At 40.9% G+C, this 25124-nt stretch carries 19 protein-coding genes and 2 pseudogenes; 13 read left to right on the top strand and 8 right to left on the bottom strand.

Going from position 1 to position 25124, the window contains the following annotated elements; translation table 11 throughout:
- Positions 1 to 226 precede the first annotated feature (226 nt).
- Together V7K15_RS18330 and V7K15_RS18325 are read left to right on the top strand one after the other, a co-directional pair.
- Positions 227 to 859 carry a GNAT family N-acetyltransferase gene (locus V7K15_RS18330; protein ID WP_334907394.1) on the top strand — a complete coding sequence of 211 codons (633 nt, stop codon included), beginning with the start codon at positions 227 to 229 and terminating at the stop codon, positions 857 to 859.
- 740 nt (positions 860 to 1599) lie between these two features.
- Positions 1600 to 2154, top strand: a complete 555-nt coding sequence (locus V7K15_RS18325; protein WP_334907392.1) for a hypothetical protein — start codon at positions 1600 to 1602, stop codon at positions 2152 to 2154.
- Between the two features lie 8 nt (positions 2155 to 2162).
- Here V7K15_RS18325 and V7K15_RS18320 read toward each other — a convergent pair whose 3' ends face one another.
- The 4 genes from V7K15_RS18320 to V7K15_RS18305 form a co-directional block, all read right to left on the bottom strand.
- Entirely contained in the window at positions 2163 to 3308 is a 1146-nt protein-coding gene (locus V7K15_RS18320; protein ID WP_334907390.1) for a histidinol-phosphate transaminase, read from the bottom strand.
- Positions 3309 to 3721: 413 nt separating this feature from the next.
- On the bottom strand, positions 3722 to 4357 hold the full coding sequence (locus V7K15_RS18315; RefSeq protein ID WP_334907388.1) for a YqiA/YcfP family alpha/beta fold hydrolase: 636 nt from the start codon (positions 4355 to 4357) through the stop codon (positions 3722 to 3724).
- 127 nt (positions 4358 to 4484) lie between these two features.
- Complete coding sequence (gor, locus tag V7K15_RS18310; RefSeq protein ID WP_334907386.1) at positions 4485 to 5861, bottom strand: glutathione-disulfide reductase; 1377 nt, start codon at positions 5859 to 5861, stop codon at positions 4485 to 4487.
- A gap of 238 nt (positions 5862 to 6099) precedes the next feature.
- Positions 6100 to 7473 (bottom strand): FecR domain-containing protein, encoded by a 1374-nt coding sequence (locus V7K15_RS18305; RefSeq protein ID WP_334907385.1) that lies wholly within the window; start codon positions 7471 to 7473, stop codon positions 6100 to 6102.
- A gap of 605 nt (positions 7474 to 8078) precedes the next feature.
- Between V7K15_RS18305 and V7K15_RS18300 the strand changes: the two genes are divergently transcribed.
- Positions 8079 to 9374, top strand: coding sequence for a hypothetical protein (locus V7K15_RS18300; RefSeq protein ID WP_334907384.1), 1296 nt, complete (start codon positions 8079 to 8081; stop codon positions 9372 to 9374).
- Between the two features lie 120 nt (positions 9375 to 9494).
- On the opposite strand, the gene V7K15_RS18295 is transcribed toward V7K15_RS18300, so the two are convergent.
- On the bottom strand, positions 9495 to 10361 hold the full coding sequence (locus tag V7K15_RS18295) for a sulfurtransferase (protein WP_334907383.1): 867 nt from the start codon (positions 10359 to 10361) through the stop codon (positions 9495 to 9497).
- A gap of 155 nt (positions 10362 to 10516) precedes the next feature.
- A complete protein-coding gene (locus V7K15_RS18290; protein WP_334907382.1) occupies positions 10517 to 10750 on the bottom strand; it encodes a hypothetical protein in 234 nt (77 codons plus the stop codon).
- Between the two features lie 171 nt (positions 10751 to 10921).
- Here V7K15_RS18290 and V7K15_RS18285 point away from each other — a divergent pair, with 171 nt between their 5' ends.
- The 8 genes and pseudogenes from V7K15_RS18285 to V7K15_RS18250 all read left to right on the top strand — a co-directional run bounded on the left by V7K15_RS18285 (position 10922) and on the right by V7K15_RS18250 (position 20994).
- Positions 10922 to 11161 (top strand): pentapeptide repeat-containing protein, encoded by a 240-nt coding sequence (locus V7K15_RS18285; protein ID WP_334907381.1) that lies wholly within the window; start codon positions 10922 to 10924, stop codon positions 11159 to 11161.
- Positions 11162 to 11176: 15 nt separating this feature from the next.
- Entirely contained in the window at positions 11177 to 12100 is a 924-nt protein-coding gene (locus tag V7K15_RS18280; protein ID WP_334907380.1) for a tRNA (5-methylaminomethyl-2-thiouridine)(34)-methyltransferase MnmD, read from the top strand.
- A 282-nt stretch (positions 12101 to 12382) separates the two neighbouring features.
- Positions 12383 to 13378 (top strand): annotated as a pseudogene (locus tag V7K15_RS18275) (response regulator); the annotation flags it as partial.
- Positions 13379 to 14694: 1316 nt separating this feature from the next.
- On the top strand, positions 14695 to 15564 hold the full coding sequence (locus tag V7K15_RS18270) for an SDR family NAD(P)-dependent oxidoreductase (protein WP_334907378.1): 870 nt from the start codon (positions 14695 to 14697) through the stop codon (positions 15562 to 15564).
- 187 nt (positions 15565 to 15751) lie between these two features.
- Positions 15752 to 16498, top strand: a complete 747-nt coding sequence (locus tag V7K15_RS18265; protein ID WP_334907376.1) for a class I SAM-dependent DNA methyltransferase — start codon at positions 15752 to 15754, stop codon at positions 16496 to 16498.
- 401 nt (positions 16499 to 16899) lie between these two features.
- Positions 16900 to 18396 (top strand): glycosyl hydrolase family 57, encoded by a 1497-nt coding sequence (locus V7K15_RS18260; protein WP_334907374.1) that lies wholly within the window; start codon positions 16900 to 16902, stop codon positions 18394 to 18396.
- A gap of 353 nt (positions 18397 to 18749) precedes the next feature.
- On the top strand, positions 18750 to 19907 hold the full coding sequence (locus V7K15_RS18255) for an FIST signal transduction protein (protein ID WP_334907372.1): 1158 nt from the start codon (positions 18750 to 18752) through the stop codon (positions 19905 to 19907).
- A gap of 7 nt (positions 19908 to 19914) precedes the next feature.
- Positions 19915 to 20994 (top strand): sensor histidine kinase, encoded by a 1080-nt coding sequence (locus V7K15_RS18250; RefSeq protein ID WP_334907370.1) that lies wholly within the window; start codon positions 19915 to 19917, stop codon positions 20992 to 20994.
- A gap of 56 nt (positions 20995 to 21050) precedes the next feature.
- Here V7K15_RS18250 and V7K15_RS18245 read toward each other — a convergent pair whose 3' ends face one another.
- Positions 21051 to 22409 (bottom strand): sensor histidine kinase, encoded by a 1359-nt coding sequence (locus V7K15_RS18245; RefSeq protein WP_334907368.1) that lies wholly within the window; start codon positions 22407 to 22409, stop codon positions 21051 to 21053.
- 237 nt (positions 22410 to 22646) lie between these two features.
- On the opposite strand from V7K15_RS18245, the pseudogene V7K15_RS18240 reads away from it, so the two are divergent.
- Positions 22647 to 22901 (top strand): annotated as a pseudogene (locus tag V7K15_RS18240) (Uma2 family endonuclease); the annotation flags it as partial.
- A gap of 175 nt (positions 22902 to 23076) precedes the next feature.
- Entirely contained in the window at positions 23077 to 24228 is a 1152-nt protein-coding gene (locus tag V7K15_RS18235; protein ID WP_334907366.1) for an S-layer homology domain-containing protein, read from the top strand.
- A gap of 134 nt (positions 24229 to 24362) precedes the next feature.
- On the opposite strand, the gene V7K15_RS18230 is transcribed toward V7K15_RS18235, so the two are convergent.
- Positions 24363 to 24800: a CAAD domain-containing protein gene (locus tag V7K15_RS18230; protein WP_334907364.1), complete on the bottom strand. Its 438-nt coding sequence runs from the start codon at positions 24798 to 24800 to the stop codon at positions 24363 to 24365.
- Positions 24801 to 25124 lie beyond the last annotated feature (324 nt).

Here is a 25124-nt window from a genome sequence, read left to right as displayed (position 1 = left end):
ATATCCTCCCTACCTAAAGCAAGGGAAAGATTGTAGATTTATGAAGCTGTAACTTCTAAGACTCTTTCAAAAATGCAGGCTATAAAGCCCTAAACTAAAGTGTAAAACTTTGTATACTCTACAAGGAAAAGCGAATTAGCAGTCTTAGGTGAGTTCAATCTCCTGGGCAGATATAAAGTTTTCAATAAGTTTAAATGGTGTTTGAGGAGATTTGAGAAAATTTTCGTTGAATAAAATCAATACTAAACTAGCCTTGAAATATCGGTTTTTTCATCCATACCAGCAACAGCCAATCGATCCAGCTTGCTGCCAATTTCAAATTCGTACAGCTACACCTGCTGATTTGCTTGATATTGCCCAAATTATTGCTGAAAGCTTTCATTCCCAAAAGGGTATGTGGGGATGGGCTTTTCCATTGCTACGTTTGGGTATTTACGAAGACTTAAGGCATCGCATGGCATCACCTCCGCCGCGTCATATTTGTTTAGTCGCTTTTGAAGCTACTACTGGTGCGGCTCATAATTTAGTGGGAAGTGTGGAATTGGGTGTACGTTACAGTGATTCGTGGAGCCAGCTTGGTATGGGTTTTCCTTACTTATCTAATTTAGCGGTTCACCCAAAATACCGTAGACATGGTGTGGCTTCAGGGTTACTGAGTAGCTGTGAAAAAGTCTCCCGCGAGTGGGGATTTCAAGACTTATATCTCCACGTTTTGGAAAATAATCATCAGGCAAGGCAACTTTATTTCAAGGCGGGATATCGGGTACATAAAGTCGAATCGAACTGGAATGCATTTTTACTAGGACGCTCAAGCCAGATGTTCTTGCACAAGCATCTGAGTGCTGATTCTACTATCTGAATTTTATTTTGGTAATTGGAATTTTGATGTTGTAATTAGTTTGGTGAAAATCTATTAGCAATATCGACAATCAAAGTACAAACTAACTTAATTAACAACTCAGTCAATCTTAGCTAAATAGCTAAATATACAGCAATTTTCAAGTTTATGAAGTACACAACGATTCGTCTCAAAGCCAGGGAGAAAGCGTCTTTTAGTTCTGAATTCTGAATTTTGACTCCGGAATTCTGCTGTATATAGCTTTGGATAATTATTTTCCGAATATTTTATTTAGACTTTTTCCGGATCTTCCTATTCATCAAATTAATAAAAGCTGATTATTTTAATAAAAGATAACTTCGGAAAAGTTCACTTAAATGTTACATTTTGTCTTTTTTATTATTTCTCAATTAAAGAATAATACTTTGGAGTATTTTATATAGATAAGTAAATAAACTATAGCGAAAATAGCTGTACAATGACCCTTAGCAAATCAGCAAGTCCTCATAATAACTTTGTAATTAAGATATTCATCTTTATAAAAACTTTAAAAAAAAACTCTCTGAATTTGGAGACAAATCTAATTATATTTCATAAAATATGATCACTCAATTAGTAAACAATGCCTATTGATTACTATCTTAGTTAAATTGGCCAAAAGACTCTTGATAATAAAAGAATTCCAAAACCTAATTTGACATAACAGCTAGTTCCGTTTTGAAGTGCATACTACTACCAAATTCGTTGAAAGTTTAAAAAACATGGATAGCGAACAGCATCGACGCTATCAAACCTCTATGGTATCAACTTATTACCCTGAAACTAGTTTCCTTGACTCTCTTGTTATGCAAGATGGAACTGAGCAATCACAAGGCTCGGATATCCTTACACGTTTGCACAGTGGAGAAGTTTTCATTGTCAATAGTCGTAGACGAAATGGATTAATACTTTTTAAACGCTACCATGCAGAGTTTGCTGGGCCTGGGGCTGCTGTGGGTGGGGATTACGATTGTGATTGCCAAAGGGCATTGCCCATAGGTAATCTATCTTTATTAACTCCCGAATCTAATGAAGAACGCCAGAAGGCTTACTTGATTAGGCGACAGTGGATTCGATTGATCAAACAAATTACAGAAAACCCAGTGCCTGGGCAGCGAGTTCAAAAGATTCTCGATCAATTTGAGCAATATTTTCCACCAGAAATAGTGGTTCTTCTGCCGGATGTTGCTTTTGCTCTTTTAGTAGGTGTGCTGCCACAAACAGTGGGAATAGTCCGCCGTTTGGGCAGTCAGGTGGACAGCCGATTTAATTACTGAGTGAATTGCTAAAATTCCAAATTTGCCAAAGCAGCTTGGACTCGATTAACGGTGCGGGCGTTTTCCTCTATTGTGCCGACAGTAATTCGCAATCCTCCACTAATATGTCGTACAAAGGTGCCGAGTGTTCTAAGTTTCTGGTGGAAAGTTTTTAACACAGCATCTTGTGAATCAAAGCCATTTGGTTTCAGACGCAGGTAAATAAAGTTAGCAGCGCTGGCGGTAATTTGTAGTTCTGGTTGCTGGGACAAAATTTCGATGAGTTTGGCTCGTTCACTCAGGGTTTCGGGAATTGACTCTAGCAAGAGTGTGCGATTTTGTAAAGCAATTAATGCTGCTGCGATGGAAAAGCTGGGGAGATTGTAGGGTAAGCGAACTTTTTCTAAAATGGCGATCGCTTCAGGATGAGCGACGCAATAGCCAACGCGAAGAGCTGCCAATCGGAAAGCTTTAGAAAAAGTACGTAATATTACCCAATTTGGACGCTGTGCTAATTCACCTACTAGGGTAGTTTGGCTGAATTCAAAGTAAGCTTCATCAATTACTACCAAAATATGCTGTGGTAAACTTCTTAACCATGCCAACTCTGCCGCAGTTAAGCTATTAGCAGTCGGCGAATTAGGATGGACTACGAAAACTACGCGAATCGGGGGATTTTGAGTTTTTGCGATCGCAGACTGTGCTGCTTTTAAGTCAATTTCAAAATTTGTTTCATTTCTACCCACCGCCACTACAGGAATGCCCAAAGTTTGCGCCAAAATTCCGTACATAGAGAAAGTGGGATTGGCAACGAGAATTGAACCTTCTCCTCCTAGACAGGTGGCGATTAATAATGAGCGGATTAGTTCATCTGAACCATTGCCAACAGAAATATTGGCAGCAGTATTCGATAGCGAGAGGGCGGCTGACTGATTGACGTACTGTGCGATCGCATCCTTAAGTGTTTCATGACCGCCATCGGGATAACGATTTGTTTCAATTACTTGCTGATACGTCCAGACCAGCTTCTCTTTTAACTCAGGTGGTAAATCGTAGGGGCTTTCATTTGTATCCAAGCGATCGAACTGTGTGGCTACAGATGCGGCTGTATCGCTACTGGGGTGAGGTTTGTAGGCGGTAAATTGTGCTAAATCTGACCGGATGAAGGGAAGCATATCAATTTTGGATTTTAGATTTTGGATTTTGGATTTTAAATCAAAGTTAGTAAATAAACCTCATCTAAATCGAGAACCGTAGTTTTTGCCCTCACCCTAAATCCCTCTCCTAGATATGGGAGAGGGACTTTGAAATTCTGGCTCCCCTTCTCCCAAATCTGGGAGAAGGGGTTGGGGGATGAGGGCAAATCTTTTTCATCACCGAAGAACTACAGGTTTCAAGATAGACGCGGTTTATAGCCTCTTTGGATCTATGAGTTCAATAAGCGTACTTTTAATTTGCATAACCAGGGCGGGCTTTCCGGCCTACCCCACAAGAGTTTTACTTTCAGGTAATATTCAAGTTAAATGTCTAACAGCTAAGTACTTACTGAAAAATATTCGGTTATGTGTAGGTTTAATATTTTACAACTTTAAGGTAATTGGCAAAAGAGGCGAATTGCCTGCCAAATTTCTTCCATAACATTACCCAAAGCGTGATCACTGTCGAGTTCGACTAACTCCACCCAAGGACAAGAACGCCCAAAGTTACGACTGGCTTCGATGGGGATGACTTCATCCTTTTTTCCATGCAAAATTAGGGTGGGAATGGGACGTTGCAGAAGCTTTTCTTGGTATTGGGTGGCATCTGTAACGAAATCGTAATTTAAAGGAATTGCTCGCTCCTCCCCATAGTGGTAAACCATGATATATTTTTCTTGCTGCCAACGTTGTACTTCTTCATCACCGAGTTTGGGCAACCAATGGGATAAAAACCCAAAAGCTGGTGCTAGCAAAACTAAGCGTTGCACTTGTAAATTTTGTTGTCCCAAATGGGCAGCAGTCAAACCGCCCAAGCTTGAGCCAATCAACGTTACTGGTGTAGAATCATTGCTGAATTCGGCGGCAACTTGAGTTAGCTGACGAGTGATTGTCAACTGGGAAAAATCACCAGCATTCAAGTCGGGAATTTTCAGCTTTGTCTGAATTTGGGTAAAGCGATCGCTTATATCCTGCGCTTTGGCAGATTTAGGGCTGGAAGCAAAGCCGTGAAGATATATGTAGTGCAAGGCTGTAGATAGTTAGGAGTGAGGAGAGACGCGATTAATCGCGTCTGTACAGGAGTTTGGAGTTTGGAATTTTAAGTTTTAAGTTTCTTTCTTCAACTCATAACTCATAACTCCTAACTCTTTCGTATTACCGCATTGTGACAAATTCCTCTGCGGCTGAGGGATGGATACCTACAGTGGCGTCAAAATCTTTTTTGGTTGCGCCCATCTTCACAGCGATCGCTATACCTTGAATGATCTCAGCTGCATTTTCACCTACCATGTGAGCGCCTAGCACTTTATCAGTGTTGCTATCAACCACCAACTTCATCATTGTCTTCTCTTGCTTACCAGTCAAGCTATGGTACATGGGGCGGAAGCGAGTATGAAAAATTTTTACAGCATCACCGATTTTTTCCCGTGCTTCGACTTCTGTCCAGCCGACTGTAGCGGCTTCTGGGTTAGAAAATATGGCTGTGGGTACAGTTTGGTGACTGAATTCGCGGCGGTTATTTCCGAATTCACTATCGGCAAAGGCGCGACCTTCGCCAATGGCCACAGGAGTTAAATTAATTCGGTCAGTGACATCACCAACAGCAAAAATATGCGGTTGACTAGTTTGACTATATTCATTGACTGCGATCGCATTTGTGGTAGCGTATCCAGGCCCTTCCATAGAAGTAGCAACAATATCAATCCCAGCGTTTTCTAAACCCAGCCCATCTACATTGGGAGTTCGACCAGTCGCTACTAAAAACACGTCGGCAATTAGTGGTTCTTGGTCTTCGCCTGATAAAGTTAGTTTAAACCCTTCTGGCACGCGTTCAACTGTTTTTACCACATTATTTTTAATCAACCGAATTCCGTGGTTTGTCATCCCCTCTTCAATTTCTGTGCGAATGTGATCATCAAACCCCTTCAAAATCTGTTCACCTCTAGTAATTTGCGTCACCTCAGAACCCAAACCGCGCATAATACAGGCAAATTCCGTGCCAATATAACCAGCGCCAAGAATGACGATGTGTTTTGGTTGTTCTTTTAGATGAAAGATTTCATTGGAGGTAATGCCATATTCCATCCCTGGTAAATCTGGCTTGACGGGAAACCCACCAACAGCAATTAAAATTTTGTCTGCTGTAACTTTACGTCCATCAACTTCTACAGTGTGGGGGTCTACCAATCTGGCGCGACTAGGAATTAGTTGCACACCCGCTTTTTCTAAAGAGTTGATGTGTAGTTGCGACAGTCGCCGAACTTCCTTATCTATAGATGTAATGAAATGTTCCCAGTCCAACTCTACATTACCCACTTTCCAGCCATAGCCTGCGGCATCACTGAATAGTCCGGGAAAGTGAGAGCCATAGACCATGAGTTTTTTGGGAACGCAACCGCGAATTACACAAGTGCCACCAACTAAATCATATTCAGCGATCGCCACTTTTGCCCCATAGCTAGCCGCCCGTTTGGAAGCCGCTAAACCTCCAGAACCCGCACCAATTACAAACAGGTCGTAATCAAAAGTCATAAATTTATGTTCTCTTTAGCAACAAGTTAGTTCCTGGGAACTTACACAGAAAACGTGATTGAACTATATAAGGATATCCGGTGAACGCTGTGTAAGTCCTGTCCTTGATTTAATCTACCGTTAGCAGATGTTCTCTAGTCGTAGGGAATATCACTTTTTGCTTTGCTGGCTGTAGAGGCAGTAGTTAACTGTTATATTTATGCCTCTGGCATGGGGTATAAATTTGCGTTTATGTGGTTTATGTGGTTGGTTTTTGCGGTATAGGTTCTACAGGAATTGTTGGTATAGGTTCTACAGGAATTATTGGTATAGGTTCTACAGGAATTGTTGGTGTCGGTTCTACAGGAGTTATAGGTTTTTGGTCTATAGGAATTATTGGTATAGGTTCTACAGGAATTATTGGTATAGGTTCTACAGGAGTTTTTGGTGTAAGTTCTACAGGAATTATTGGTATAGGTTCTACAGGAGTTTTTGGTGTAAGTTCTACAGGAGTTTTTGGTGTAAGTTCTACAGGAATTATTGGTGTAAGTTCTACAGGAGTTTTTGGTGTAAGTTCTACAGGAATTATTGGTGTAAGTTCTACAGGAGTTTTTGGTGTAAGTTCTACAGGAATTATTGGTATAGGTTCTACAGGAGTTTTTGGTGTAAGTTCTACAGGAGTTTTTGGTGTAAGTTCTACGTTATGATTTTGAATACCTACATTGTTATTCTTACGATTTATCCCAGAACGCTGCTCAATATTTGACAGGACTTGTCCTGCGTCTTTAAAGGAATTTAATAGGGAATTATCTTCAATAGGGTGTAGTGGGGAATCGTTTGTAATAATGTTGTCGTTAGACGAATTAGAAGGACTAGTGGTTAACTGTAAAAAAGATGGGTTTTCAACTACTCCCTCACCTGTTATTGGCGACTGTGCCCTCAAAGCCGCAGCAGTTTCAGCTTGAACGCTAGCGATCGCAGGGTCGGCCGCAGGTCTAAGATTTTGCCTATTCAAATCAAATCCCCGAACCAGATCGCTCGTTTCATAAAAATTTCTGAGATCAAAATCGTATAAGCCCTGAAATTTGCCATTAACTATAACCATCATCTGTCCTGCTTGCAGCACGTGAGTTTGAGAAGCTTCCTTATTAGAAACTTCAATGCCGCTATTTGTCAGCGCACCCACAATCGTTGTATCTGTTTGTTGGTTGTAACGTACAAATAATGCTGAACCACGAATTGCTGCTGCTGCACTTGGCGTTTGTATACGTGTTTCCCCCCTTCCAGGTGGGATAAGCAGCAATGCAGTTCCGTTTGAGAGTCTAAAGCTGCGAGTCTTTGGTAAAAATTGAAATATAGCCTGTTCCCCAACTCGTGCCCAAGAGCCGTCATTAAAGCGCAAGTCTGCTAGGGAAGCTCGACCAGTTGATAACCCATCCCCAGGAATCATTGCATCTGATTTGCGTGCAGGACGTTTCTTGAGTTTATCTCTAGGTATCAGTTGTACCAAGTTGAGGAGGTTCTGAATCTCAGCTCGCGTCAAAGGAGTTATGGCATTTACCCGATTTGGCAAAGGCAGTACTATAACTCCCCATAAAGCAATAACTAATAGTGGAAACGATTTATGAAACATAGTTTAAGAATTTGTGAACTTCAACTAATATCAAAAAACTTACAAGTTTAAGCGGCTGCTAATTGTTTAAATTACTTTTTACTTGACATTTAATACATAAAATAGACAAAAAATAAACACATAAACCACGTCTATCTTGAAACCTGTAGTTATTCTGTGATCAAAAGGATTTGCCCTCATTCCCCAACCCCCTCTCCCAGATTTGGGAGAAGGGGAGCCAGAATTTCAAAGTCCTTCTCCCAGATATGGGAGAGGGATTTAGGGTGAGGGCGAATTTTTTTTAAGTTTTTTTTCTGAAACTGACATTGTGTGAAACAAAGTCTATGACAGATTTAAAAAAATTTCCAATAAATAAATTACTACTACTTGTGCGGTGGGCAACATTAGCGCCTTTGGTTACTGGGCGATCGTGTCGCCCACCCCACAAGAAATAATTGGATATTTTTTTAATGATAAAAAATCTGAAAAGCAGCAATTTTAGTTTGTAGTTTCAGTATATACCTACAAAGCTAAAATAGATGCACTCAATTATATATTATGAGTCGGAACTTTCGATAGAGCTTTTAGATCTACATTTGTCAAACGCGAACAAGCGATCTAACCAGATGCGACTCAATAACTGGAAGAATTTGTTTTTTTGTATTTTGTTAGCGTCCAGTGGTGGAAGTTGGTGTTGCATTAGAGTAGATGCGACAGAATCTGCAAATACAGATATTTTGCGTGCTGAAAATTTAGCAAGCACACAGGTAAATTATCAGCAGTTATGTCAGAAGTTGGAGTTAGAAGAAATTAACTCTTTGTGCAAGCAGTCTAGTGAGTCGCATCCTTTAGACTCCGAGATGCCGTTAAATCTGGCACAGCAAATACGAGAAACAACTCAAGCCCCAAACACAATCGAAAAACCTGAAGATACTCAAAAGCAAAATGACCCGCCACAGCTAGAATCGCAACCAAGTAATTTGCCTACATCTCCTTCAGACTCAAAAGAGCAACTATTAAATGCACCTGAGATAAATTACTCCCAAAGACTAGAGAGGCTAATATATCTGCTGCGATCGCCAAAACTACCACCTGAGTCTGATCGCGAATTGGGGTTACGTGTGCGGTTACTACCCTTACAACAGCAGCCACTACCACCGACAGAACAACCCGTTGTTAAATTTAAACCCATAGGCTCTCTACAAGCCCGTGTAGGATACTTCCAGACAGATAACATTTTTTCCTCAAATCATATTCCAATAAAAGATGGTTTAATTATTTCTGGATTGACGTTAGCCTCTGCATATTTCCCTTTGGGATCTAAGACTTATTTAAACGGCTCAATTGACGGGAATCTGATTCATTATCTAAATCAGTCACAATATGATTACAACCAGGTAAGATTCAATCTCAGTATTTACCAGCAGCTATCGCAGCGAATGTACGGAGAAATGAGTTGGAGCAATCAACAGTTATTTTATGCCAACAACAGCGATCGCCTGGATAGCTTCAAAGCAGGCGATCGCTTTTTAAATGAGAATTCCTTCCAATTGTCTTTGGGACGGCGAGATCCCTTAACTCCAAAATTAACCCTAGATAGCTTCTACGAATTGAGTGTAAATTTTGCTGATCCCCTAAGTCGTAATCGGATAATCAATTCCTTTTGGGTTTCTCTAAACTACTACTTGCAAAAGCCCCTCCAGGTTGGTATTGATTATCAGGCTAACTTCTCTGACTTTACACAGCGCGATCGAGAAGACCAATTTCATCGCCTATTCGGACACTTAAATTACCGAATATCCGATACCACTAATATGAATGTGCAGGCTGGAGTGAGTTTAGGTAATTCAACCGATGAAAACATTGATTTTGATGGCTGGTTCTTCACTATTAATTACAATTTGCAATTAGGTCAGTTTTGAAATTTGTCATTTGTCAAAAACCAATATACATCTCCGAAAAAGAATTTCAAACCCTTATCTTGTCAAGGTGAAAACCTAATTTCTGGAGATGTCTAATGACCAATGACCAATGACAAATGACTATAAATAGGAAATCCAATCACTCCAGCTACCAGCATAAAGTTTAGCCTTGCTAATGCCAGCTAATTCTAAAGAAAGTAAATTCACACAAGCAGTAACGCCAGAACCGCAATATACCAAGATTTCTTCGGCTGTTTCTAGTTTCTCCCACCGACGGCGTTGTTCATCTTCAGAAAGTAGATAGCCGGATGAGTCTGTAACTTCTTGCCAGGGATAGTTGACTGCACCGGGAATATGACCAGCAATTTTATCAATTGGCTCTCGTTCACCTCGGTAACGATCGCTTTCTCTCGAGTCTACCAATACTACCTCGTCGCTATCTTTCCGGCTTTTCACCGCCGTAATATCTACCACCTTTTCTGTTTGTACTTGAGCTACAAAAGTACCGATCCGGGGTTGAGGAATGACATCCGTAACCGGATAATCAGCTTTTTGCCATCCAGCAAAGCCTCCATCCAGTACTGCTACTTGCTCATGTCCGAGATAGCGCAACAGCCACCATAAACGAGATGCAAAGGCAAAGCGCGAATCATCATAAGCTACAACTAAACTTTTTTGGTAATTTACCCCAATGGCGGCAAATTTGTTAGCGATATCATTAGGGTTAGGTAAAGGATGTCTGCCGCCATGTTTACCCACTGGACTGGAAAGATCCTGATTTAAATCTAGGTAATATGACCCTTTAATATGGCTTGTTTGGTACTGTTGTTGTCCTAGTTGTGGATCGGCTAGAGAAAAGCGACAATCCACAATCACGACTTGCGGATCTTCTAGATGTTCAAATAACCAAGCTGGCGAAACAACAATTTGGGTACTTGTACTGAGCGTTGTCGTTGGCGCAGCCTCTCGTAGAGAAGTATTGGGCATTGGAAATTAGGCGTTATTTAGAGGACTTACGCAACTGGGTTATCAGTTGCGATCGCGGTAATCAGGTCTTTGTCGAGTAGTATGACGTTACCAATGATGACTTTATCATCTTTTGTACCGAAGCCTAGCGATCGCTCGTAGGTTGGATTAAGGAACTAATACCAAGTAACTATGGCAACCTTGAGTACACGTAATTTAGAAATGCGATCGCGTATATTATGTTGTTCGATGTGAGAGTTAAGTTTTTGTTCTTCTGTTTCATTTAAGTTCAAATAAGTGTCAATAAAACCAGAAATCAGTTGCATCCTTGCGGGGTCTAATCTGAGAGTAGTTAATAGCCGCAAACATTCCGCCTTGACTTGCGGACGTTTTTCTGGTGAAATATTCATTTTTGCCATAAGTGCTGCGGCAATAGGGTTTTGTTGGATTAAATAATCTCGCCAACTAATTCTATTTAATTGAATTGCTGCAAATTTAAACTTGAGTACGTCTAAATTGGGAAATATAATGCTATGTGTTTTTGGTTCTGGTCGTAGTGGTTCATCAAAGGAGAAATTGACTTGATTGGAATCAATTTGAGTGGAGCCAACTTGACTGATACTATCTTGGCTGGTGCCGATCTGACTGATGCCAATTTGAGTAACGCCAATCTGACTAGTGCCAACTTGGGCCAGTGCAAATTCATTCGTGCTAATTTGAGTGGAGCCAATTTGACTAAAGCTTGTTTGGATGTTGTTGAGTTCATGGATACTGACATGAGTGGTGCTGAATGCTCTCAAAGAATTCAAGTTTATTTATAAAATATAAAATATAAAATGTCAGACTTAGAAAATTTTACACCTAAGCTCACAGCAGATGGTTCTTTCACCTTTGTCTCTCAAGAGTTTGGTGAATCCTTTCACAGCCATTATGGAGCGAAGCAGGAGAGTTTTTTCAAGTTTGTAGAACCTACTCAACTAGCCACAGCCGCACAAAAACCAGTCTTGAGGCTGTTGGATATCTGTTATGGTCTAGGATATAACACAGCTGCTGCTTTGCAGACAATTTGGGCAGTGAATCCTAGTTGTTGTGTTGAAGTAATTGGTTTAGAACTGAATCCAGCTGTGCCACAAGCTGCGATCGCTCATCACTTGTTCGACAATTGGAACTGTAATTATACTGGAATCTTGTCCCAGCTAGCTTTTGAGCATCAAGTGCAAACACCTTACCTGAAAGCGAAGCTACTAATTGGCGATGCTAGAACTACGATCGCGCTAGTACATCAGTTAGGTTTCTCTTCAGATGCAATTTTCCTCGATCCCTTTTCACCACCACAATGTCCTCAATTATGGACTGTTGAATTTATTAAACAACTGTCATTGTGTTTACATCCAGATGGTTTATTAGCCACCTATTCTTGTGCTGCTGCTGTACGCACAGCACTTTTATCTGCTGGCTTGATCATCGGTTCTACCCCACCTGTGGGAAGGCGATCGCCTGGTACTGTGGCAGCCCATTCTAAAAGTGCTGAGTTAAAAAATTCCTCAGCACTCCCTCCCCTCTCGCCAGCTGAAAAAGAACACTTGCTAACCCGTGCTGCTATTCCCTATCGCGATCCTCAACTGAGCGATCCAACCGAAGTCATCGTGATGCGGCGACAACAAGAGCAACAAACCTCTTCGCTGGAACCTACTTCTGGTTGGCGAAAAAAGTGGCTATTGGGAACACAAGGCAGGGATTTTATGGAAACTAGTTTGTAGTTAGATTGAGATGTCTACGACTGGCTAACCTATGCAACTACAAACTAGTTCCCAGTCCTTAATTCCAGAAAAGTTAGACATTTTTTCGCCAAAAATTCTGATTTATTTTCCAGATACTCAGACAACAAGTTTTTACAAGCCAAATAGCTTAATTATGGGTTATTCTTTAGGCTGATCTCAAGAAAACCTTATGCTTGAAGAAAGGCAAGTCTCAGGTATTGTTGCATAAAAGCTGATGTTAATTGCAGTGATCATTCATTGGTATCTAGATCACTATAAGTCAAAGGTTCTAAAGTGAATGGATTTGATTTAGATCCGCCGAGGGTTTTAGTAGTTGACGATCATCCTGCCAGTCGTATGGCTGTTGTTTCCCTCTTGGGAATAGAAGGATACGAAGTGATTGAGGCGGACAGGGGTTCAATTGTTGTCGAATTGGTAACTCAAAAACAACCAGATTTAATTTTGCTGGATGTGATGATGCCAGGAATAGATGGATTTGAAGTTTGCCAATTACTCAAACAGGATGAGCAGACTAGGCTAATCCCAGTGATTTTTATTACGGCGTTAAATGACAAGCGATCGCGCATTCGGGGAATTGAAGCTGGGGCTGATGATTTTCTCAGCAAACCTTTTGATCGTGTGGAACTGGCGGCACGCGTAAAATCCTTGGTGCGGCAGAAGCGTCTGAACGAAGATTTAGACCATGCCGAACAAGTACTATTTTCCATTGCCATGTCTATTGAAAGTCGCGATCCCAACACAGGTAATCATTGTGAACGGCTGGTAAAACGGGGACAAGTTTTTGGTGAATACCTCAACCTTTCACGCTACCAAATTCGAGATTTGCGGTGGGGTGGTTATCTCCACGATATCGGCAAGGTGGGTATTCCCGATGCAATACTGCTCAAAAAAGGCGAACTCACCCCCGAAGATTGGCAGATCATGCAGCAGCACGTTTTAATTGGAGAAAAAATCTGCCAGCCACTACGCAGTATGCGGGGTGTAATTCCTATTATTCGCCATCACCACGAACACTGGGATGGTTCAGGCTACCCTGATAGACTCAAGGAGAATAATATTCCCTACCTAGCGCAAGTATTTCAGTTAATCGATATTTACGATGCCCTAACCAGCGAACGACCTTACAAAAGAGCTTTTACTTCAGCAGAAGCACTTTCAATCATGCAAAAAGAAACTGATTCCGGTTGGCGTAATCCCAAACTAATGCAGCAGTTTGCAGAGTTTATTCGCTCTTGTCAGGAAAAAGAGAGACAGTAGGCTTGCCGTGAGCGTAGTCGAATGGAAGTAGGGAGTAATGATTTGTAGCTGCTGTAATGAACGCTTGGCTTGGCTGTGCCCCTACGCGTGGTCTATTTACCTGAAAATAGCTGTAATTTCTCGAACCGCCATCTCTACCAGACGCTACGCGTAGTTTGCTTCTTTGCAGGAGTACGCGCAGCGTCTGACAGAGAAGAATCATTGAGTCTGCGTAAGTCCGATAATTTTATATTGCGTAACATATAGCCATGTCTACGACGGGCTACGCCTACGCTCGTTTGTATGCAATACCTTTGACCTCTCTCCAAACCTCTCTCCTAAAAAGAGAGAGGCTTTGAATATTACTCCCCTTCCCTTGTAGGGAAGGGGCTGGGGGTTAGGTGTGTATTGCATTCAACTCAGAATCGCTATAGTTTGATTTATTCTTGCCCACTTACTTAGAGTTTTAACTATAGCAATCTTATTTGATTTGTGAAGATTGAAAGCTTTAGCTCCCCGACTTCTCTAACAAGTCGGGGATCTTGTTATTCATAAATGATTAAAGGAATGCTATATACCAGACAAGTCTCAACCATTCCTTTGATGAACTCAAAGCTAAAGCCAAACAAGTAACCATTTTCCCTAAAGTTTTGGCAGATAAATATGCCGTTGTAATTTACATTGAAGACAATCATTTAACTCTTTTCTATTATTTTAAAAATTTAAAATAATAGACCGGGATTTAAAATTAGTCAGTAATTGTACTGGTTAAAATCTGCCAAATACTTGAAAAACCTCAGTGTTGCAACAGAAAAGCAAAACTTATATGTCTTTTTTGTTTCTTAGCTATGACTTAGGTAGAATAATTTCACTAAATCGCAGCTAATTGTCAGGAAAGTGAGATATTTGTACTGAGGTATTCATAAAAACTTATTTAATAAAATCTTTTCCATATATATGTTTGTCGTAAAGAACTATTAAGAAATTCTGATTAAAGAATATTGCAATACCTTGATTTAATTGCTAACGTGTGTATTACAACGATGCTGATGAGCGCTTGGATCTAGGAGAAATAAAATCTATGAGCTACGTGTATTCAGCCAAGTGTGTTAGGCTTTGACAGATTAAAAACGAGAAATGTCTGCCTCGTATAGACAATTATGAGGGATTGCAGATTAACTAAAAAGTATCTCGTTGATAAAGGCTTAGTTTCAGTTTGATTTTAATTGCGATTAATTATTTGTCTTACCTTGTGCCGATAAGCGAGTAGGTGTTGATTATGTGTGTCAGCAATAACTAAGAGTTTGGTAAGACTTAGATTTTGGAGGATAAAACCAATGGATATTCAAGGCAAAGTAGCCCTCATTACAGGGGCTTCCCGTGGTATTGGACGAGCGATCGCCCTCGAACTAGCGCAACAAGGCATCAAGCGGCTAATATTGATAGCACGCGATCGCCAAAAGTTAGTTGAGGTAGCCAAGGAAATCGAGGCAATGGGCACAGAAACTGCGATCGTGGCATTAGATTTGACGCAGACAATTGAAGTGAATATTGCTGTTGCCCAACTGTGGCGCAATTATGGACAGATTCACCTGCTAGTTAATTGTGCGGGAGTCGCATATCAAAGCTCGTTTTTGCAATCTAAAATGCCCCAAGTTCAAGAAGAACTCTCTGTGAACTTGTTAGGAATGTACAACCTCACTAGTCTGATCGCTCGACGCATGGCCAGCCAAAGACAAGGGACAATTGTCAATGTGTCGAGCCTGATGGGGAAAGTTGCTGCACCGACGATGGCGACTTACTCAGCTACCAAGTTTGCAATTTTGGGATTTACCCAAGCCTTGCGGCGCGAACTAGCTGAACATAATATCCGGGTGATCGCATTACTGCCTTCCCTTACAGACACAGACATGGTGCGCGACTTAAAATTATTTCGCTGGGTGATCCCCATGACTCCCCAGGAAGTGGCTAAAGCACTCGTCACCGGAATGCAAAATGATTCACCAGAAATTTTAGTCGGATGGCAAAGTCATTTAGCCGTGTTGTGTCAACGCCTTGCTCCCTGGTTGCTAGAGCTAATTTTAAAAATAGCAGCTCCGCCCTCACCAACAAAACAGCCTCGTGAAAGACTGAACAAGCTGATCCCGAAACTGAGTTTTTTGACGAGAATCCATCGTTTCGGCGATTTGTTCTTGTCAAGAACATGATTTGTTGTGTGTCTGCACATAAGTCCTAAATTTTTTGACGCGATCGCCTACCGGGGAGCAAAATTTCTACCAGAGTTGCGATCGCGCCATGATCATGCATTTGCCTTCAGGAACTTCTTGTAATATCATCTCAGTCAGTCATTTAAAATGAGAGACTACTAAAAATAATCTCGAAGTTAAGAAAATCATGATTCATCAAGAACATAACAAGTTAATGTACGACAAATATGGTGAACAATATCATCTAAAGCGAAACAACAAAGAAAGTAGTCTTTGGAATGAATATCTAGATATTCCCGCAATGACAAAGCTGATTGAGAAAAATGTTTATCAACGTGATGTGTTAGATTTGGGCTGTGGCTCTGGGAATTTTACTGCAAAAGTGAAGTCTTGGGGAGGAAATGTTATTGGTCTGGATCAGTCGAACACAATGATTGAGATAGCTCGCAGAGAACATCCAGAAATAGAATTTTATGTTGGTATGGCTGAAAAAATACCATTTAATGATAAAAAATTTGAGCTAATTTATAGCTGTTTAATGGTTCACTATATTAGAGAATTAAGTCCATTATTTGCTGAGGTTGCAAGAGTAATCCGTAGCTTGGGTAAATTTGTCTTCTCGTTTCATCATCCATTTAATGAAGTCATCGGTCAAGTTTGGAATGGAAGTGGTTATGACGTGACCATGCATCCATATTTTCACAACGATGAATATAGATGGAATATGTTTGAGGAAATGGAATTAGTAAGTTATCATCATACTTTTGAAACAATAGTCAATTCTTTAAATGATAATTGTTTCGTAGTAGAACGCCTAATTGAAGCTACCCCAAATGATTCAATAAGGAATAAATATCCCAGATTTTATGAAAATACTTTTAATTATCCATCATTTTGTGCCATAAGTGCAATCTATCTACCTAACCAGAAATGAAGCCAAGCTTTACTAGGACTTATCTTCTCAAACTCTGATTTCTCTGTGTCGCGCCAGTTGCTACAAACTCCTCCACCCCCGCAACGCACTGCCTTGTCTGCGCCTGTGTGGTAGCCTGCGGCAAGCCGAAGCGGTCTACGTTATTCCGTAACTTGTGTGTAAGTCCTATTTATTTGGTGCATCCGCAGAGCGTAAACAAACTTTATCAAAAAGTAGAACACAAAGATGCGAATATCTGGGTAGACTGCACCAATGATTACTAGACTTGCCTGAGTTCGCAGTTACTGAAAATCACCTAAAAATGTTATGAATCAGGGTATTTACTGGATTTATGCTGGCTAAGGTGCTATTAGATACTCCCGTAAACTTTATAGATATAACTTATTTCGGAGCAACCAGAAATGCTTTCCTTCCCTACAACTCTCACTCCTTTGCCCGAAATCATTGATGGCTTACCGAATATTTCTGGTTGGGAAACAGAGGTTCTCTCTGTAGTTAACCATAATCAACCAGTATTTTTACCAACAACGAATATCCGCTTAGAAGACGTAAATGCTGTGTTTGCGATCGCCTTACACATGCACCAGCCAACTATACCTGCTGGAAATGGTGGTACACTAATTAGCAATCTGCAATATATGTTTGAACATCCCAACGAGGGGGATAACCACAATGCAGATGCTTTTGCATATTGTTACAGCCGCATGGGAGACTTGATTCCCGAACTTGTAAATCAAGGTTGTAATCCCCGTGTGATGTTGGATTACTCAGGTAATCTTTTGTGGGGATTGCGACAAATGGGACGCGGTGATATTCTCGATAATCTCAAACGCATCACTTGCGATCGCACATACCAACCTTATGTAGAGTGGCTGGGTACAATGTGGAGCCATGCAGTTATTCCTTCCACACCCATAGCAGATATTAAATTGCAGATCATTGCATGGCAACATCACTTTGCAGCAATTTTTGGCTGGGAAGCACTAGCGCGAGTCAAAGGATTTTCGCCCCCAGAAATGCACCTCCCAAATCACCCTGATGCTCTCTTTGAATTTGTGAAAGCGCTGAAAGAATGTGGATATCGTTGGCTACTCGTTCAAGAACATTCTGTAGAAACAATTAACGGTCAATCTCTTACCCATAAACATTTACCACATCGTCTGATTGCCCGCAATTCTCAAGGCGAAACAATTAGCATTACAGCCTTAATTAAAACCCAAGGTTCAGATACTAAATTAGTCGCACAAATGCAGCCTTATTATGAAGCTAAAACCTTATCCAAACAACCAATTGGCAGTATTTTTGTACCACCAATAGTTAGCCAAATTGGAGATGGTGAAAATGGTGGTGTGATGATGAATGAATTTCCTAGTGCTTTTAAACAAGCTTGGTGGGATATGGTCAATAATGGCGGAGGAAAATCAGGTGTTGTGGGGATATGTGGTACAGAATATTTAGAATTAATAGAAGCTGCTGGATGTAAACCTGAAGATTATCCAACTTGTCAGCCAGTGGGACAACATCAGATTTGGGAGCGAATTTCAGCAGACAATTGTCAACCGGAAGCTGTAGAGAATGCGATTCAAGAATTAAAGCAAATCAACTCTAATTTTCACATGGATGGAGCCTCCTGGACAAATCATATCAGTTGGGTAAAAGGATATGAAAATGTGATTTCTCCAATGTATCAATTAAGTAGTTCATTCCATCAAAAGGTTGATCCATTACTGCAAACTGACTCAGCAGAACCTATTACCAGACAATCTCATTATCGTAACATTCTCTTACATAACCTTTTGCTGCAAACCAGTTGTTTTCGCTATTGGGGACAAGGCGCTTGGACTGACCATGCGCGGGAAATTTACCAACGTGGCGAAAATTTATTGCAGATGAATTGAGCTGGGAACTAAGAACTAGGGAGTTAATTTTGTAGAAAATGCCCCCAAAATTTTTCATGCGGTTTTTGTGTTATATGATGTCCAGTTAATCAAGCTGAGTAAAAAATTTTTGTAGTCAGGACGGAAGTCCTGATTTTGTTTGCATAGCGTCTCGTAGACACGACTAAAGTCCTCACTAGCAACAAAAGTTTTATATTATGGGTATTTTACCGAATATCAGATAAGACGGAAAATAAAAAATCAGGTGAATTGAGATTTAGTTCAAGTAAGTGGGAAATCTAAGTGTAGGTTGCAGGGTGCTGCCATCCAAATTGGATTAGCACACTGATATTGAAACTTACAATGGGGTAGCTGTGTTTCGAGTTGTTGTTGGTCATAGTGACGATCCTGATTCCCAAAATGCGATCGCTGAAATTCTTCAAGAATGTAGCTGTTCCCTAGCAGGGTCAATTCCTCAGGCTGGACTTTTATTCACTGCTATAGACTTTGACCATGCGTTAATTTTGCAACGCATCCAGGATGCTTTCCCCGGAATTGAGTTGATTGGTGGAACTACAAATGGAGAAATCTCCTCAATTCTGGAGTTTCAGCAAGATTCTCTAACCTTAATGCTGTTTGCTAGCGATGAGGTGGAAATTCGGGCAGGTATTGGACGAGAAGCATCCAAAAATCCAGCCCTTGCGGCCCAAGAAGCGATCGCCCAAGCAAAGGCAAAGAGTGCATCATTACCACAATTGTGTATCACCTTTCCCGATAGTCTAACGAGCAATGGGGTCTTGATTTTAGAGGGTTTAAAACAAAGCTTGGGAGGGCATATTCCGATCATTGGGGGAATGGCTGCCGATGACTATACTTTTGACAAAACCTACCAATTCTTTCAAGGTGAAGTCTTAAGCGATTCAGTTCCAGTCCTACTGTTCTCTGGACAACTACTATTTTCCCACGGAGTTGCCAGTGGTTGGACTCCCATTGGCCAACGTAGCCGTGTAACTAAAGTAGATGGCAACGTAGTGTATGAAATTGATGGACAGCGTGCCTTAGATTTCTATCAGCACTATCTTGGTGAAGAAAGTTTTGCGTCCAACTATGCCATCCATGCCCTGGCGGTTTTTGAGGATCAAGATCATTTCTATTTGCGAGCACCCAATGGCTACGATCAACAGTCTGGTAGTGTGACCTTCTTCTCAGATATTCCTGAACAGGCAGTTGTGCAAATCACCGATGCAACTCGTGACAATATTCTGTCAGCTTCTGAGACATCCTTGAAAAATGCTCTTGCCGATTATCCCGGTGTAGAGCCAACAGCAGCATTACTTATTTCCTGTGCAGCCCGACGGCGAATTCTGGGAACTCTTGCTAAAGAGGAGTATCAGCTTGTCAAAACTCATTTACCAAAGGCATTACCTTGTTGTGGTTTCTATGCTTATGGTGAAATTGCTCCTTTAGTGAGCGGAGGTCAAACACAATTTCATAATAAAACGTTTGTCACACTGCTAATGGGGACAAAATAAGTGGTCTATGGATAACCAAGATGATTCCATACAAATCCAAGAATTGAAAAAGACAAACCGGATCTTGCAAAAAAAGCTGAAACGCTGCGAAACTGAACGCTGTCAGCTAGAAACTGACATTGAAACAAAAGAGTTTTTACTCAAGAAAGTCATTTGTGAGTTAGAAGACTCTCGCACAAACTTGCAGCACAGAAGCCAAGAGTTAGAAAATACATTAGATAGGTTGCATAATATGCAAGCTCAAATGATTCAAAGCGAAAAGATGTCTGCCCTGGGTCAAATGGTGGCTGGTATTGCTCACGAAATCAACAATCCCGTTAGCTTTATTTACGGAAATCTCAGCTATATTAGCCAATACACCCATGACTTATTACGACTAGTCGAGCTTTATCACTGTTACTTTCCCAACCCACCTGCTGAAATTCAAACCGAACGGAAAACCATCGATTTAGAGTTTATAGAAAAAGATGCGATTATGGTATTGCACTCAATGAATATCGGGACGGAGCGTATTCGGGACATTGTGCTTTCACTGCGTAACTTCTCCCGCCTAGATGAAAGTGAGATCAAAGCGGTGGATGTTCATGAAGGCATTGACAATACTTTGATGATTTTGCAGCACCGCCTCAAAGCTACTGACAAAAGTCCAGAAATTCAGGTCATCAGAGACTACGGCAATTTATCCAATCTAGAATGTTACGCTGGACAGCTCAACCAGGTATTTATGAACATTCTAGTAAATGCGCTCGATGCGCTCGAAGAATTCAATGCCAAACGCACTTATCAAGAAATCCAGCTTAATCCCAGTCGCATCATGATTCGTACTTCTGTCGTTAATTCACAATGGGTAAAAATTGCCATTACTGACAATGGATCTGGAATTCCCGAATCGATTCAAAAACAGATTTTCAATCCCTTCTTTACAACAAAACCTATTGGTAAGGGAACAGGAATGGGAATGGCTATCAGCTATCAAATCATTACTGAAAAACATGGCGGCAAGTTAGAATTTTTTTCGACACCTGGAAAAGGAACAGAGTTTGTGGTTCAAATTCCTATCCAGCAGCAAGTTTGTGAAGTAATTTAACGTAATATAATGATGGCTATTCAAAAATTTATTCATAATTCATAATTTAGAATCAATCAAACTAAAGGCAATAAAATTTCAAATTCAGTGCCTACACCTAGCTGGGAACGTAAATTTAATTTACCGCCGTGTCTGGCTGTGATAATTCGATAACTTACAGCTAAACTAGTATTTTTACCAGTCTTTGTTTCCAGAGAAAAAGACTCCCTAATTTGCTGTTGTAACTCCTCAGACATTCCAAGGCTATTATCAGCAATGCGAATTAAGATCAAGCGGGAATCTGGTGTATCTGGGTTGCTTGCTTCTTGCGAAATAACTTCTGTGGTAATCTCAATTCGGGGTTTTTGAAGAGTCTTAGTATCTTCTAGATGCAACTGCTGTCGCACGGCTTCATTGAGTAAAGTATCCACAGCTTCGCTTAAAATATTCATCAAAACCTGATTTAACTGCCCCATAAAGCAATACACTGGCGGCAATTGACCGTAGTATTTGACAATTTCAATTTCTCCTTGAATACGACTATTAATTAATAAAATAATACTATCTATACAGGCGTGTAAATCTACTGGTTTGGGATAAAGTTCGTCGATGTGACAGAAGTTTTGTAAGCTGGTAACAAGTTTTTTTAATCTTTCCGCTCCTGTGCGGATACTAGCAAGCGATCGCGACAAATCTTGTTCTAAAAAATCAAATTCAATCTCTTCTTTAACCTGATTAATTGCCTGGGAAGCTGATGGTAACTCTTGATCATAAGCCGCGATCAGCTTGAGTAAATCTTGGCTGTAGGTTGAGACATAAATTATATTACCCCAAATAAAACCTACTGGGTCTAAAATTTCGTGCGCTACGCCGTCTACCAAACGTCCCAGATTTGCCATTTTATCATTTTGAATCATTTGGGCTTGGCTGCGTTCATAGCGTACCAAATTGTCGATTCCGCGAATTTGCCAAGAAATAATATTTAATTCTTGGACATCTAACAATCTATAAGCACCAGATTCTGTTTGTACTACAATTGGTTCTGCTAATAATTCTGGCGATCGCTTTAAGCTAAGTTGCATCGCAGTTAAAATCGATGTTGAATCAGCCAGCAGCAATATCGGTATCCGCGCATAGCTGTAGAGAACGGCTAATGGTTGCTGAACAAATAACTCTTGTCCATAGGGGCGAATCAAAAATTCCAGCAGTCGCCGCCGCGAAATCATCCCAATGAACTTTCCCTGTTCTACCAAAATGACTCCTGGTAGCAGGGGGTATTTTTCTAGAAAATGAGCCACTTCCATACCAGTGCGGTTGATTTCCACTGGGAAGTTGTACATTGGTAGTTCTTGGAGGGTTGACTCTACATCAAGATCGCGATCGCTACCAACAGACAAAAATGGCGGTGAAATTTGGTAACTGAGTTCTTCTGGCACAAGACATCCTGATTTTTAGAAAGATAGGTAAAGAATAAGTTAATATTTTACATTTTGTCACCCTCTAAATCCGATTTCGATTTAGGTATCTACTAAGACTAACCTTTGAAAGTGAAAATCGTTTTAATCTCTTGCAAGCAACTGGCGTGCGATTTATCATCTGGGTGGAGAATATAAAGAAGTGCGATCGCAAGCTACACTAAAAATAACCTTTACAAAGAGTGCAAAGGTAGCATTATGACCTCTGCAACCGATCCATCCACCGCCCTCACTCCTTTCCCCGACCATACTGAACTTCCTGAGTCTGATGGCACATTTGTGTTCGCGGAGCGTGCCGGAGGCAAAAATTGGCAAGAACATCCTCAAAGCATCTTACTGACGGACTCAATTACACCTGTCCTCAAGCAATTAAATCCTGAAGACCAATATTGTATTGGTCAGGACTTAGGCATTTACTGGCGCTTAACTGATCCCCCGGAAAAAGGAGCAGAACAGGAACGTCAAAGAGCCGATCGCCTAACTGCCCAATTGCCTAGACGCGGAGCGGCTTGTCGTTAGACATCGCTCGGCGTTGAACCAGAAGTGTAATATTTTTCTATGAATTACGAATTAAATCTGTGGCTTAATTTGTTTAGACACAAAATTTACTGCTATCAGGGTAATTACGATGACAAATAGACCTCCTTCCGAACCAGAGTCATCCCAAAGAACTGCCCTTGGCTTTGATGAATTTATAGCCATTCTGGTTGCCTTCGCCACTATCGGAGCGATTCTTTTTTGGTCATTGTCTCGCAGAGATTCTAGCTGGAACTTAAACGGGCTACTGTCGCCTGACTCCACTCCGTCTTCTAGTGTTCAACCAAAGCAAGTATTGCCCTCCTCTGATCTAAAGGTAGAACCAAATATAGTCCCCAACAACGTCTTGCCCTATTCTAGTCCTGCGGCTGTTTTTGAACCCAAGACACCTTCATTCCCAATTAAAAGCGCAACTCCTTCCCGCCCAGTGTTACCATCTGCTCAGGTAATTCCAACTCAATCCCCACAACCACAGACACCTGTATCCTCTTCAATAGGACTTGAGTCATCAATTACATCATTTGCGTTGCCTTTGGTAACTCCGGCAAAACCAAAATCAATCATTCCGCCGCCAATTGCATTTAACGATGTACCCAAAAACTTCTGGGGTCGGCCTTTTATAGACGTTCTTTCTTCCCGTGGTATTCTCAAAGGGTTTCCTGATTATTCTTTTAGGCCAAATCAGCCTGTAAACCGCGCCGAATTTGCTGCTATACTGCAAAAAGCCTTTGACCAAGAACCGTCTAAGACTGCGATCGCATTTCAAGATGTACCAGCAAAATTCTGGGCAACTCCAGCAATTGACCAAGCCATCACTACCGGATTTCTCAAAGGCTACCCGAAAAAAAGCTTTAAACCACAACAAAATATTTCACGAGTGCAAGTTTTAGTTGCCCTTGTTAGTGGGTTCAATTTTAAAGCACCCACTTCCCCAAATCAGATTTTAAGTGTCTATAAAGATGCTAAAAATATTCCAACCTATGCTATTAAGAAAATAGCCACTGCTACAGCTAATGGTCTGGTAGTTAACTATCCAAATCCACAAATCCTTGCTCCTAACAAAGTAGCTAGTCGGGCTGAAGTAGCGGCAATGATTCATCAAGCTTTAGTAAAACGCGGCAAGTTGCCCTTAATCGCATCTCAAAACATTGTGCTTCGGCGTAGCCCGCCCCAGGCATCGCCCAAAATATCTCCAAAACCGAACTCAAAGGGGAAATTGTCCGCCAGAGGTTTGTCTCAATGAACTTCGTAGGGAATTTTAAGACAAGTCTGACCGCCGACTTCCGGCGATCAGACTTCGGTGATTGGGAATTACAGCCTAGTCTTACACAGGAGCAAGCTACACCAAGCGTCTTATAGAGAAGCGATAATTAGATATTAAGCTTCTGGAATTTCTTGCCCGACAACTTGTGATTTAAGAACGGTGATTTCACCAGTTAACTCTTTCCTGGTTGAGGCTTTGAGTAAATAGCGGTAAATAAACCAGGCAGAATAACCAATACCAATCAACTCAAAAGTAGGTGCTACCAAGGGGATATCATTCAAAGCATCTAATATTGCAAAGAGTACTTTAACCCCAACAATTGATCCCAGAATTAAACCAACTGTTACTAGGGGTTGCTTATATTGATTAAAGAAGCTTCCCACATATTCTGGCAATGTTGCTAAAAAGGTAGAAATTTGCTCCCCGTATTTTAGCCATTCGTCTTGAGACTGCGCGGGAGGCTGGAGTTTGGTGATCATAGCCGTTTGGTTGTTGATCTCTGCCACTGTTGTCTCGTTGGATGCGGTTTCGGTAAATTCTTGTTCTGGCATTTTAACTCCCATAAATTTGACAGTTGAGTTTTTCTAATCTGGATAATTACAACCAAAAGGCTGTTGATTAGGTAATGCAAAAGTGCATCACTACAATTGTGTGAAGGGCACAAAAAGGTTTTAGTGTCCTATAATCATAACTGTCCCGTAATATCTACTGCATCAACTACAAGGTAGAAAGTCAGTAGGAAGATAGAACTCAGAATGCAGCAGGATGTATTATAATCAACTTCCTGAGTTGGATTTTTTGGAATCAACTGCAATCCTCAGGTTGTGATTATGTGATTCCGTGTCATTTGCTCATAATCGTACTGAATTTAAGTC

This window comes from Nostoc sp., assembly GCF_036919815.1.
Classification (GTDB): Bacteria; Cyanobacteriota; Cyanobacteriia; order Cyanobacteriales; family Nostocaceae; genus Nostoc.
This window is presented reverse-complemented; position numbering and strand designations above follow the sequence as displayed.